Source organism: Pleurocapsa sp. FMAR1 (assembly GCF_963665995.1).
Taxonomy (GTDB): domain Bacteria; phylum Cyanobacteriota; class Cyanobacteriia; order Cyanobacteriales; family Xenococcaceae; genus Waterburya.
The window spans coordinates 1,898,599-1,911,481 of sequence record NZ_OY762512.1; the positions used below are offsets into that span (position 1 = coordinate 1,898,599).

The following is a 12,883-nucleotide window of genomic DNA, read 5'->3' on the forward strand; positions in this document are numbered from 1 at the left end:
CGATCGCACTCCCTGAAACTGGATCCAAATCGGCTTGTTCGCGACTTCAGTTATTTTCAACCTCTGCTTGATTGCCCAATTGTTAACGGTTGGAGTTGCCTACTTAAACGATCCTGCTTGGTGGAATATCCATGTTTGGCTGGTGCGAGAATACAGTGGGCTATCGTTAATCATACTGGGAGGAACGGCGATCGCAACCTTCTCAGATAGAATTCGTTCTCTTGCTGCCAGTTTACCAGTGCTGCTGGGACTACAATTTTGCAGTATTCATCTTAAGACTCCTCTGCATCTAGAGGTACTTCATCCGTTAATTGGATTTACGTTACTCTATGTTTCTTCAAGCCTTGTACATCGCCTATCCCGCGAATTGTTTAACAAGTTAGATACAGCATCCAAGTTACAATCCTAGAGCAGCACCTCTTGGCAACAAGTACTAAAGCTTTTTGAGCTTAATCTGTAACTACTCAAGTAGGTAATTGATGGAAGTATTGCAGGTAGAGGAGGTAGAAAAGTAGTGACGATGGAGAGGTAGAGAGGATGGAGGAGTATTATCTATTACCCTAAACATCCCACCACCCCAATTACTCCTCCGAACAATTTTGATGAACTACTAGTCCCTAGTCGCCAATATTGAAGCTAATAGCTATTAGCTGGGGCTTTGCCCCTTTATGGCACAGTCTGGTAAAGGTTTAAGTTCTCGCTCTCGACAAGTTTCCCCTTTACATTTACTAAGACTAATCATACGTTTAGCATATTCCTTGATTACTTGAGGTTGAATTACCTTAGCCAAATTCTGTAGTTGATAAGGGTCTTGTGTAATGTCATATAGTTCTTCCTCGCCAGTAATATATTTAACATAAGTACAGTGGTCAGTTCGTAAACCTCTAAAACTAGGAATTAAAGGGGTTGTTTTCCGATTTAATCGATGCTGGAGAAAAAAGACCTGTCGCCAAGACGAAGGTACAGAAGAGTTACGACGAAATAGACTAACAAAAGAGCGACCATCAATAAAATTTGGGGTATTCGCCCCTGCTAGTTCGGCAAAGGTAGGTGCTAAATCGAGGTTACCAACAATCTGATCCATAGTTTTGCCCGCAGGCACATCTGGTCCTCTGACATAAAGAGGTAAGTGAATATCTTCTTCATAAGCCGTCTCTTTTTCGGGAGTTAGGCGATGTTGACCAAGATGAAACCCGTTATCTGAGGTGAAAATGAAATAGGTATTGTCTAACTGACCATTGGCTCTAAGGGTGTTAACTAAGGTTGCTAAACCTTCATCGACTGACTGAAGCGATCGCAATCTTTTTCGATAGAGCTTGTCAATCTCATCTTTATCCTGCTGGCTCAATAAAGGTAAATTACGGATATATTCAGGTTTATCACTTACGTCTGCTTCATTAAAAGAAGGGATACGGGGTTGAACAGCATCGGGAAATAGCTTGCTGTGGCGGGGTGCGGGAATTGCTGGTTGATGGGGTGGAAAATAAGAAATATAGAGAAAAAAGGGTTGTTTGTCTTTAGCTGCCTGATTAATAAACTTTTGCGCTTTAGCTGTGTAGACATCACTAGTATAGTCTTCAGGGCGATCGCCGTATTCGACAAATTTACCATTTTCATTAAGAGTATAGTTAAATCCCACATAACCACTATCGTAGATTGGACTAGCCCATTCATCCCAACCAGGAGGCACATAGTTTTTCGGTGCGTGTCGCGGATAGGCGTTGAAGTATTTGCCCAAGTAAGCATTGCGATAGCCTTTTCGCTTTAACCAAGTGGCAATAGTCGATTTTTCTAAACCATGTCGATAAAGGTAAATAAAGCTACCATCTTGCTTTTTATTGGTATAAACTCCTGTATTGTGAGCGTATTGACCACGTAGCATAGTTGCCCTAGAGGGACAGCAAAGAGAAATATTAACAAAATAGTTGCTAAAGCTAACTCCCCCATCAGCCATAAACGACTTTACCTGAGGCATATAGTCAACCTCAACATTATCTAAATCATCGGTCAAAACAAATACAATATTGGGCGGATTAGTTACTGGGCTGGCTTGTGTTGTCAAGAGTATAACAGCAGTAGATATAAAAAAAATCAAGCTGAGACCAAAACAAAGTAAATATTTAAATTTCAATAACTTGCTCAAATCTTTTGTACTCACTCCACAATTGCAAAATGCTTTTTAGAACAACTTAAAAAAGACCGCTCATAAAAAACTGAGCTTTTGATTATAGCTAATTAAGGGTTTAGTTTAGGCAAGCTATTGTTTTATCAGAATTAATCTAGTGAAAATAGTGCAGTCTCGTTGACCAAGTTTTCTAAGTCTGCACCAGTAAAACGGGAGTGTTTTAATCGCGATCGCTCCAAAATCAATATTTGAGTCTAACTGAACTTTTGGAGAACGAGTAAAGCGACCTATAAAGAGATTTAAAAAAAAGAGTAAAAGCAGCAAAAAAATACTGCTACCAACACTTCGTGAAGGAGGAGTTCGGCAATTGTCACTATTTGTCTATACAGGCATATTATTAAAATTCCGTCTGAAGCTTTAATGAACTCAAAATTCTTATTAGCAAGATCTCAGACAAACTACTGGAAAATCTACATAAAGCTGACACTCATGCGTCATAGACCTGTCACTTGAAATCATTATATTAAAACCAGCGAATAAAAAAAGACAAAGAAATGACTAATAATATTCTGAATAAATGGTGGCAAGGATATCGTGAAGCTGATCGCTCTAGCAAACTACATCATGAACTGATGACTCTGGTTCATGGTCAGTCTGAGACTGCACAGCGACTAGTGGATTTAGAAAAAATCAAACATCCAGGTCAATCTGAAAGTTGGTATTTAGATAAAGTAGTTTATGACCTCAGACGTGAAGCTTAGAAGAGCGTTGCTGAAAGTAATATTTCCTATATTTCATACCCTGGTTCAGCAACGCTCAATAAAAAAGCTTTCTCATTTTTATTAACCAGTAAATTCAAATTTTTAGTTTTATCCTCACACACCTATAAATGTCCTGTTTAAACTAGTTTTATAGGACATTTTTTTTCTATATTACAAAATGTATGTTGTTTTTGGCCGGCTTAACCAAAATCTTTAATAGTTAAATTTAAACATATAAAATTCATTCTGCTATATTAAAAATTTATGCGCCAGAAAAAGAACAACCAAAAATATGATCTTACAGCAGCCAGTATCATAAGCTTAGTCAGCTTATTAGTTTTGATGTGGTTGCTAGAGTTATTTAATTGGTCGCTTCCGCAGTTACAGCTTGACAATTACGGAATTCGCCCCAGAGATATTGGTTGGTTGCCAGGAATCATCATTGCCCCTTTGCTTCACGGTTCTTGGGCGCACTTGATTGCCAATACGCCACCATTTATAATTTTTGGTGGCTTAGTTTCGCTCCAAGGCATAAAAATATTCTGGCTAGTTACAATTATATCCACGTTATTTAGTGGCTTGGGGGTTTGGTTGTTTAGTCCAGAAAATGTAGTTACTGTGGGAGCTTCTGGCGTTATTTTTGGTTATTTGGGTTTTTTATTATTGCGTGGTTTATTCGCTCGCAGTATAGGTGCAATCTTGATTTCTTTAATAGTGGGCTTTCTTTATGGTGGAACGCTTTGGGGCATATTACCATCTAGCCCTAATATATCTTGGCAGGCACATTTCTTTGGGCTTATTGGTGGTGTGTTCGCTGCCAGTTTGGGTCGTAAACGCAGTATGGGTAACTAAAAACTGATTCTCTATTTTTCAATTAGCTTATTTAATTGACTGGCATTCAAAGAGCGGAGTAAATTGATAGCTAATGGTGGCTTGCTCAAGCGTTTAATATAAGATTCTGTCAGATAAAATCTAAATTCATTTTGTTGTGCTAGGTGAGTTTCAAAAAAGGCTACGCTAAGAACTTTTAAATACGAACGAGCTAAGCCAGGATTAAAACCCATTATATTGATAGGCAATTCAAATTCATCTGAATCTCCTTCAGCAATAAAGGAAAAATGAGTACTGTTTTTGACCAAAACCAAATATTTATTGTTTTTTGGCAGCCAGGTAAAAGGAACTAGCTGTTCATCTAAAGCAGGAGCAAATATATCTTTATCTCCAGCGATGATCAATAAGGGAGAATCAAACTGGCTCATTCCTGACTGACTAAAAACTGGATTAGTTACAGGATTAATAGCGATCGCCGCAACTATTCTTCGATCTCGCAAATCGGTATTAGGAGAAGAATTAGTTGCACTTTGGCATTGCCAAAATAGCGCGGGGTTTAGGTCGATTTGTTCTGGGTTTCCTATTTTTTGACATTCTTTTTGCAGATGTTGCCAGTCCACCTTCGCTCCAGCGATCGCCATTGCCGTATAGCCACCTAAAGATTGACCGATAATCCCGACTCTTTGTAAATCGAGCTTACCCCGCCATGATTCCTCATTTTGGGACTTACGCTCCATCTCATCTAACAACCGAGTAACGATCTTAGGTTGCTCTATCCATTGATTATCCTTTGGAGGCGTATCTAAACCATTCAAGACTGCGTTTACCCGTCGGGCATTAGTACCAGGAAAATTAACCGCAGCTACCCCAAAGCCATAGTCAGCCAGATGCTCGGCTATATAGGTAAAGTTTTGCCAATTGGTATTTAATCCAGGAGCAACAACAACTACAGGGGCAGGTTTGTCGGTAGATATTGGCAAATAAACTACTCCCTCAATCTGGCGATCGCTATCTGACCTAACAGTTATATTTTCTTTACGCCACTTCTTTTGTCCTGAGTTGCTCAGATCTGCAAAAGTATTTAGATCGAGAGAATTACCAGTTGCTACTCGTTTTGCCTCTTGCCCTAATGTTTGGAAAACTTGTTCTGTGTCTGTCAAAAGTTTTGTCGCTTCATCGACTGCTTCAAAAATGCGCTTGGTATTTAATTTCAGCGTTTTGGTAGTGTAGTGACGAAGAACACTGAGAATTGTTAGCCCTTCGGGTTCAGCAGCAGCTAAAATCAAAGAGGCTCGCAAAGCAGGCTGGCTTACATTCTCAGGAGAATCTATGATTAAGCCGATTTCTTTGAGCAATTGTTTGCCAATCGGTAAATTGACAAAAGTGCTTGTTGTGACAACGCTGATTTTAAAGCTGCGATTAAGTAAATTTCTTAATTGCGCTAAATCTTTTGGACTAAAGCGATCGGCATAATAGGCAAAACCAGGAGTAATTTTACCTTCTTTGGCAAATGCTTCTAGATCGGCAATGGAAATATAAAACTCGCCCAAAATTCCATAGTCAAAGGCGATGCGTTCGGCACTTACAGCCGGTAAAATCCAGGCGGAAGTTAAAAAACTACAGCTAAACAAAGCTATAAAAGAAGCTTGCCAAATTTTTCTTGGCTTTAATCTTATCGAACACAGAGCAGATAGTTGACTGGCTGCTGACTTAATTTCTTTTTTTTTTGCTTTGCCCACTAAAAAACTTTGACTTACTTTACTTTATTTTTGTCTTTTTGTAAGACCAGTCTTTAAACATAAAAAACTCTGAGCTTCAATCCTAAACTGATGCAGGGTAATTGTCAAAGCACACTACTTAAGAATGTTTATTAATGCCCCGTCAGCAGCACCAGAAATGGCATTTTTGCCAGTATGACCGTTGCCTATAATTGCACCTGTCACCGTGTTTGTTGCTGCACCTACAGCACTATCCTGTAGCAAATTTTTGTGAGTTGCATGAACTACAGCACCAGTCGCTGCACCGCTGGCAGCGTTCCCAAGAGCAGAACCATTGTGCAAGATTTTACCAGAGATGACGTTGCTACCAGTACCCACTCCCAGATCTTTTAAAACATTGGCACTTGCAGGTTTGGTAGCGCATAAAGTGCTAATAGCAAGAATAACGGGTAAGGCTAAGACTTTTATTGTTCTGTTCATGATTTTTTAAAATAATTTAATACTTTACTTTCTATTTTTAGTTTAAGAATTGCCAATGACAAGCAAGTGTCACTTATATGTCAATCCTCTAACTTAAAATTCAAGCAATGGCGATCGCTGTGCTAAATTCAGATTATTAAAGCTGCCAAACTAATTTAAAAAAGAACTGCTGCCAAAAATGTTTATATAAATCGTTAAAATCTAAATAAATTCAAACTGACTATTCAAATGCATATCGATCCAAACACAACATCTCCTCAAGACAGCTACAAGCTTTTAACCAATCTTGTCCTTCCTCGCCCGATCGCCTGGGTAACTTCTCAAAATGCTCACGGTGTAATCAATCTTGCTCCTTACAGTTTCTTTAATGCCGTAGGTAGCGATCCCCTATACATCATCATAAGTGTTGGGAATAAAGATGATGGCAGCAAAAAGGATACGGCAGCAAATATTATTTCTAGTGGTGAATTTGTTGTTAATCTAGTGACAGAAGATTTATTAGATGCGATGAATATTTCTGCCGCTAACTTTCCCGCCGCAGAAAGCGAACTTGCAGCGGCTGGTTTGAACTCTGCTGAATCAAAGCGAGTTAAAGTCCCGCGAGTGGCAGAAGCTCAAGCAAGTTTAGAATGTATACTCCACAGCCAACAGCCATTGGGAATTTATACACTTATCATCGGTCAGGTTGTCATGTTTCATGTTGATGATAGTCTTCTGGGAGATCGCCTTCATATTAATGGGTTTGCTCCAATCGGTAGGCTTGGTTCTCCATCTTTATATTGTCGAACCAGCGATCGCTTCGATCTTCCACGGATTCCATATCAGCAGAGACCTGATTCACTTTAGTTGATTTTATTAATCAAAGATAAATTATGCGCTCAAAGTTATTTGTAAGGCGATCGCCAGATGTGGAGGCGACAAGTAAGTTAGCAATAAGACTAAAAAATTTTGAGCGATCGCCCTTTCTGGCTTTTATGCCACACTGAGAGCAAAAAGTTTTAGAGACGGTAGTTTTTGCTCTATTCCCCAGATTTAGAGACATATCACCCATTTGCACAGACATAAATTCAGCGTCTTGCTTTTTCTTTATCTATATTTTGGTGTTTTTGAGATTCTGGTTGTATAGGTGGTTTTGATTGAACTTGTTCTTTAGATTTATCGAATAAAGTGCCGTGGACTAATTTAGTAGTATAGGCGATCGCCATCAAGGCCGTAACCAAGCCAATAACTGAAGCCACAATTTGTTTTGGATCGTCGTTGTTACCTGAAAGTAAATTAATGCCGACAGAAGCCAAATAGACGTATAGGGCTATCACTGGCAGCATACCTAGCCAAGATACAAACAAATATAGCCAAAAATTGATTTTAGTTAAGCTAAAGCCATAGTTGAGAACGTTAGACGGAACAATTGGGGAAAGACGAGTTAGAAATACTATTTTCCAACCTTTCTCGGCAACTGCGCGGTCAAATTTTCCCCAATGTGGACGCTTATTTAGCCATTTACTGACTTTTTTACGAGCGACAGTCCTGCCTAGCAGATAACAGGTAGCAACGCTAAGGGTATCGGCAAACGACACCATAACGAATCCAGGCATAAAGCCAAATAAACTACCGGCAGCTAAAAAAAGGAAGATTGCTGGCAAACCGATTAAGGTTGCCAATAGATATATACCAATAAATGCAGGATAAGCTAAGTAACCAAGAGAACTAAGCCAGTTATTTATTTGAAAAAGCCATTCTTGCCAAAAAACCATAAGATATTACGTAAATAGCTGCTCTGAATAAGCTCTGAAACAGATATGACATTTAAAACTGTCTGATTATAAATAAAAAAATTATTGAATAGAAACTAAAAGTTAATAAGTTGTTAACATTTGGAGTTTAACTTAAGAATAATAATTTCTCAACAGCGTGGTTGGATAAGAGTTGCGAAACACCAGCATCCCCCACACTCGAAACATTGCTTTATTTTAATTTTATTTCCCGAATACAATCAATATGAACGTAAATCGCCGTCATTTTCTGCTTTTTTTTAGTGCTGCTGCTGGGTCGCTTGCTACAGGTTCATGGTCTGGGAAAAAGATTATGCCTAATAGTTCCTCAGTTATGGCTGAAACTACTACTAAATTTGGAACAACGACAACGAGTTTTAACTTTCAACCCGTCAAAGTTCCTCTTCCTTTAAACACAGATATATTTCCTATTGCTCAACAGCTAGAGACTTATCAAAGCTATGAAGTTGCAGATGATTTGGTTTTACCTGAAGGCTTTACTTATGATTTGATTGCTGCTTGGGGCGATCGCGTGGGAGATTCTCGTTTTGGCTACAACAATGATTATCTGTCTTTAATTGAGACTGCACCCAATGAGGGCTATTTGGCAGTTAATTTTGAATATATTAGCGGGGGAACATGGATGCAAACCTATCCTATGGTAATTGGCAAACAGCTTCCTTTTGCTGAATTAATCGCCGTGGCTCAAGCTAATGAAGGAGAAATAGACGCTTTTAGTCTTGAAGATAATGATTTAAAAGCAAAAATACAGGAGGTTTCTAGAGAAGGTTTAATCGATCAGGGATTGGGAGTTATTTCTGTCAAACGTAATGCTGAGGGTAAGTGGGAGAGAACTTATTCTCAGGCAGATCGGCGCGTCACGGGTATTTCTGGCTTAGATAATCCCAACCAGGCTTTAAAAGCTACGGGGGCTGCGGTGGCGATATTTACTAAAGAAAATAAACTCGGTTATGAAGATAACTTAGGCGATCGCATTATTGGCACGTTTCAAAATTGTGCAGGGGGAACAACTCCCTGGGGTACAGTCTTAAGCGCGGAAGAAAACTTTCAAGATCAAGTACCAGAGCCAGTTATGGCAGATGGTTCATCTTTAAACCCAAGTGAAAAGCCATTTTTAATTACTGATGAAGATTTAGACGGTAGAGCTAATGTATTTGGTTTGGCGGGGAATAAATACGGCTGGATGGTAGAAATAGATCCTGCTAATCCTAATGATTACGGCACAAAACACACTTGGCTAGGACGTTATCATCATGAAGCTTTTGGGATACGCGCTGTGGCAGACAAAAACTTAGCGGTGTATTCAGGATGCGATCGCCGTGGGGGACATTTGTATAAATTTATTAGCCAGGAGAAAATCCAAGATCCCCAGGACAAAGCAAACTCTCGCCTTTTTGAAGCAGGAATGCTCTATGGGGCAAAATTCTCTCCCAATGGAGTAGGCGAATGGATTCCCCTCAATTCTGATACTAAAATTAGTCCTGTATCCCCTAATCAGGTTGTCGGCGGATTGGTTATCTTGCCCAATAGCGATCGCACTGCGGGGGGAGTGATGGAGGTATCCTCAGAAGAACAATTGCAGCCCTTATCTAGATTTAAAACTTTGGGAGACTTGTATCAGGGTAATAGTCCTGAAGAAACTCAGGGAGCAATTTTGATTGATGCTCACTTTGCAGCCTCAGCAGCGGGAATTACCTGCACTGCTCGCCCTGAAGACACCGAAATTGACGATAACGGCACTTTATTTATTGCTTTTACTTCTGGTGCTGCTGGTGATGATGGAGGTCCCGATCGGGCAATTTTTGTTGGCCCAGATGGAGAAACTGATTACGAGTATGGCTGGATCATGAAGCTGCAAGAAAACGATAGCGATCCTGCTGCTCTGGGCTTTACCTGGAGTATGCTGGCAACTGGAGGAGAAGTTGCCAACGGAGGTGCTGGCTTTGCTAATCCTGATAACTTGACCTTAGATAAAAAAGGCAACCTTTGGGTTGTGACTGATATGTCTACCAGTGTTCAGAATGAAGCAATTCCCACGCGAGTAAAAGAGGGAGCAAAATTGACGGGTAAAGACCTCACGGGAGCATTTGGTAATAACTCCATGTGGTATATTCCTTTGTCAGGAGAAAATGCAGGAAAGTCTTATCCTTTTGCGATCGGTCCTATGGAGTGCGAATGTACTGGTATAACTTTTAATAACAATAACAGCAGTTTATTTCTTTCGATCCAGCATCCCGGGGAAAATAACGGTATGCGTCAAGACATGGCAGCAGAAGCCAGAGATTTTGAACTATTGGCAACAGACGGAACAGCTTTTAAACAACAACGCCAAGTACCCCTTGGTTCAAATTGGCCCAGCGGCAAAGCCAATCAACCACCATTACCTGGAGTTGTAGCAATTCGTCGGCTAAATGGCAGTGAGATAGTTTAGGACTTACGCCGTGCAGTAGATTTTGTCCTCTGTCTCCCATAACCATAACTTTAGAAAGAAGTAGGATAGGCCCTTCGGGTTCGGCAGTTTGCTTATGTCGGTGAAACCGCCCACCGCAACTGCCTCTCCGTTCGCCCGTAAGAGAGTAGAAAGCAGGAAGTAGGGAGTAGGGGAAGCATTACTAGATTCCTAGTTAATAATGCAAAGGAATTGTTAACAAAGGTAAAAATAGTAAACATAGCCAACTCCAGTACTGCCACTGAACTGAATCAACTGGCTCAGTTTCCTCTAGCAAAGAATTTATTCTTTCATTAAGGCGATCGCCTACTATATCGTCATTGAAATTGGCACACAAAATAGGAGAAGATTCTAAAGGTGTTTTAGCTACGATTAACAGAGATTCTGCCAACAGCAAAAAGTCAACTTCTTGAGCAGCTTGACGATCTGCTCTTAGTTCTCTAAGCAACATTAGTTCTTGCCATAAAGTTTCTGTATTAGGTAGCCAGCAGCTAAAAGATCGCAACCAGCCAAGCCAAAAAAACCAAAAGGTATCGCGGTAATATACATGAGCCTGCTCGTGGGCTAAAACCGCCTTTAAATGCTCTTGGTCTAAAGTAGCCAGCAAACCACGACTAACCACTAATTCAGACCGCCAAAAGCCAATCTGCGCGCTATAGGGTAAATCAAGCTCAATAATTCTGGCGGTATTCCCTTCTATTGATTGCTGCTCATAGTTAGTTAGTTGATCTATAGCTTGATTACCTTGATAAGCTAATTTGCCCAAGCACCCTAAAGCAAAGATGAGTAAAGAAGCTGATACAGCACATCCCCATGAGCCAACCTGTATGCCAAGCATTGCTCCATGACAACCCATATATAATACTGCGATCGCTGTACTTAATAGCAATAGTGCAGGAAATACCAAGACAAACAAAGCTTGATGCCAGCGTTTAGCCCATGTTCCTGTTCCAATTGAACTACAGCGCACAATCCAGGCTAGGGAAATAATAATTAATAGGGCGAACAGGTGCATTATGTTTGTTCCTCTCTTTGACTGCGAATGGTTTGAAGGCGCTCTGCGATCGCTTCTAGCTGCTCTAAGCTGGCAGTATCTAAACTGTCAGCAAAAGAAGCCACTACGTCGGGGTTACTTATAGCGAGAAAATGATTTAGCTTTTCATAAGATTGGATTGCCTGTGCCTGTTCATAAGAAACTAAAGCTTGCCAGGAAAAAGCACGTCCTTTTTTACTGCATTTGAGCCAACCTTTTTGAGTCAAGCGTCTAAGTACTGTAGTCACCGAAGTGTAAGCCAGTTCGCGATCGGGATCTTGCAAAATGAAGTCATGTACGTTTTTGACCGTAACTATCTTTAATTTCCAGACTATCCCTAGGATTTCGGCTTCAAGGGGTCCAAGAGATAGCTTTTTTGGTCTGTGATGCGGTAAAAAAGCCATTAATCAAATTGATTCAGAAATATTATACAAATTTAACTCGTTAACTAACTTTATATTCAGATATATAAGTTTAAATTAACAAAAATTCTTAAAACCTAGATTAATTCATGGGTTGGCAGTATTTGAGATTTTTAGCCATTATCTAAAAAGTATAGAATAGAAATCTCCTTGATTAACAGTAGCAAAATAAACTACCAATTAACGGCATCAACAAACTGTTATTTGAATCTTAAAAAAAGCTGAAGCAAGAAAAGATTTGGTCATTGTCTAACTCTTTACTCTTTAAGCTTAAACTTAGAAAAATAGACAAACAACTTGATGTTTTATCGAATACGGGCATTAAGTTTACCAATTTTTTACAAATTCATTTTATTAACCCAAATATATTTTTAAATCTTTTAAAAAGTCCTATTCCGCCATGATTAATTGGTACAAACAAATATATCTATTCGTAATATTAATTGGTTCTTTTTTCTGGGGACATAGTTCGCTTTTGGCAACATCTAAAACCAGAGTTGTTTCTAATTCTTCCAATATTTATTTTACTAAAAACAATCAGGAGATAAATATTCCTGTAGCGCAAAAGGCTGAAGCTTGCGCGTCAATAGATTCTAAATACAGAGAGGTATACAGTTTTGAAACCGAAGATTATTACATTAACATTTGTCAATTAGAAGGCAGCTTTTATTATCACCGTCAATCAAAGTCAAACCAAGACGAAACTATTTTAGCTCCTGCCCAAGCTGTTTTTAGTGGAGATATTTTTCAAGCCAACTATGGCAAAATGGTTTACTTTGTCGGCAAAGACGGCGATCGCTATTATTCTACCGTGATGCAAAATAACAGTGAAATAGTTTTTGAGCCAGAAGTTGAGCCACCTGTATCAGTAAGTATTGTTAAACCTACTGTGTCTAATGTTGGCATTATCAACAATTTAGAACAAGATAGAAAGGCAAATTTGGAATTAAATAATCAAGGTATTACAGAGAAATCATTAATCTGTACCAGAAGTTTTGATTTTAATCGCGATCTTGATGGCTGGCAAAAGCTAATTGGTCAGAGATTACTCCATCCGTTGAGGGCAAAACCAGCTTTGAGCGTTGGTCAATCAGCCGATACTGCCAATCAATATACTATTAACAATGGTTATAACTTTGTTTATAATGGCGATGTTTCCAAACAAGCTTTAATTGAAACCAAAGAAGGGACGGTTGTTAATCTTAACATTGCTACTATGAGCCAAACCATTAAAAGAGCTTGTGTGCAACCAGTTGTAGAAAGACGGTAAA

At 39.4% G+C, this 12,883-nt stretch carries 13 protein-coding genes; 6 read left to right on the forward strand and 7 right to left on the reverse strand.

Features of this window, described 5'->3' with window-relative positions; genetic code table 11:
* The first annotated feature begins 22 nt into the window (after positions 1-22).
* Entirely contained in the window at positions 23-409 is a 387-nt protein-coding gene (locus SLP02_RS09255) for a DUF6220 domain-containing protein (protein WP_413467352.1), read from the forward strand.
* 237 nt (positions 410-646) lie between these two features.
* On the opposite strand, the gene SLP02_RS09260 is transcribed toward SLP02_RS09255, so the two are convergent.
* The gene (locus SLP02_RS09260) at positions 647-2,062 is read right to left on the reverse strand and encodes a sulfatase family protein (protein WP_319420370.1); all 1,416 of its coding nucleotides are present in this window, start codon (positions 2,060-2,062) and stop codon (positions 647-649) included.
* A gap of 617 nt (positions 2,063-2,679) precedes the next feature.
* On the opposite strand from SLP02_RS09260, the gene SLP02_RS09265 reads away from it, so the two are divergent.
* Both SLP02_RS09265 and SLP02_RS09270 read left to right on the forward strand, forming a co-directional pair.
* Positions 2,680-2,886, forward strand: coding sequence for a hypothetical protein (locus SLP02_RS09265; RefSeq protein ID WP_319420371.1), 207 nt, complete (start codon positions 2,680-2,682; stop codon positions 2,884-2,886).
* Positions 2,887-3,150: 264 nt separating this feature from the next.
* Positions 3,151-3,738 carry a rhomboid family intramembrane serine protease gene (locus SLP02_RS09270; RefSeq protein ID WP_319420372.1) on the forward strand — a complete coding sequence of 196 codons (588 nt, stop codon included), beginning with the start codon at positions 3,151-3,153 and terminating at the stop codon, positions 3,736-3,738.
* Between the two features lie 11 nt (positions 3,739-3,749).
* Here SLP02_RS09270 and SLP02_RS09275 read toward each other — a convergent pair whose 3' ends face one another.
* Together SLP02_RS09275 and SLP02_RS09280 are read right to left on the reverse strand one after the other, a co-directional pair.
* Positions 3,750-5,456, reverse strand: a complete 1,707-nt coding sequence (locus SLP02_RS09275; RefSeq protein ID WP_319420373.1) for an alpha/beta hydrolase — start codon at positions 5,454-5,456, stop codon at positions 3,750-3,752.
* A gap of 114 nt (positions 5,457-5,570) precedes the next feature.
* On the reverse strand, positions 5,571-5,915 hold the full coding sequence (locus tag SLP02_RS09280; protein WP_319420374.1) for a hypothetical protein: 345 nt from the start codon (positions 5,913-5,915) through the stop codon (positions 5,571-5,573).
* 228 nt (positions 5,916-6,143) lie between these two features.
* Here SLP02_RS09280 and SLP02_RS09285 point away from each other — a divergent pair, with 228 nt between their 5' ends.
* On the forward strand, positions 6,144-6,761 hold the full coding sequence (locus tag SLP02_RS09285; RefSeq protein ID WP_319420375.1) for a flavin reductase family protein: 618 nt from the start codon (positions 6,144-6,146) through the stop codon (positions 6,759-6,761).
* 13 nt (positions 6,762-6,774) lie between these two features.
* On the opposite strand, the gene SLP02_RS09290 is transcribed toward SLP02_RS09285, so the two are convergent.
* Both SLP02_RS09290 and SLP02_RS09295 read right to left on the reverse strand, forming a co-directional pair.
* Positions 6,775-6,978: a hypothetical protein gene (locus SLP02_RS09290; protein ID WP_319420376.1), complete on the reverse strand. Its 204-nt coding sequence runs from the start codon at positions 6,976-6,978 to the stop codon at positions 6,775-6,777.
* 4 nt (positions 6,979-6,982) lie between these two features.
* Positions 6,983-7,669 carry a TVP38/TMEM64 family protein gene (locus SLP02_RS09295; RefSeq protein ID WP_319420377.1) on the reverse strand — a complete coding sequence of 229 codons (687 nt, stop codon included), beginning with the start codon at positions 7,667-7,669 and terminating at the stop codon, positions 6,983-6,985.
* A 244-nt stretch (positions 7,670-7,913) separates the two neighbouring features.
* Here SLP02_RS09295 and SLP02_RS09300 point away from each other — a divergent pair, with 244 nt between their 5' ends.
* Entirely contained in the window at positions 7,914-10,139 is a 2,226-nt protein-coding gene (locus tag SLP02_RS09300) for a PhoX family protein (protein ID WP_319420378.1), read from the forward strand.
* A gap of 193 nt (positions 10,140-10,332) precedes the next feature.
* On the opposite strand, the gene SLP02_RS09305 is transcribed toward SLP02_RS09300, so the two are convergent.
* Positions 10,333-11,172 (reverse strand): M56 family metallopeptidase, encoded by an 840-nt coding sequence (locus SLP02_RS09305; RefSeq protein ID WP_319420379.1) that lies wholly within the window; start codon positions 11,170-11,172, stop codon positions 10,333-10,335.
* The gene (locus SLP02_RS09310) at positions 11,172-11,594 is read right to left on the reverse strand and encodes a BlaI/MecI/CopY family transcriptional regulator (protein WP_319420380.1); all 423 of its coding nucleotides are present in this window, start codon (positions 11,592-11,594) and stop codon (positions 11,172-11,174) included. Before SLP02_RS09310 ends, SLP02_RS09305 begins: the two co-directional genes overlap by 1 nt.
* A 418-nt stretch (positions 11,595-12,012) precedes the next feature.
* Here SLP02_RS09310 and SLP02_RS09315 point away from each other — a divergent pair, with 418 nt between their 5' ends.
* Positions 12,013-12,882 (forward strand): hypothetical protein, encoded by an 870-nt coding sequence (locus SLP02_RS09315; RefSeq protein ID WP_319420381.1) that lies wholly within the window; start codon positions 12,013-12,015, stop codon positions 12,880-12,882.
* The last annotated feature ends 1 nt before the right edge of the window (position 12,883 follow it).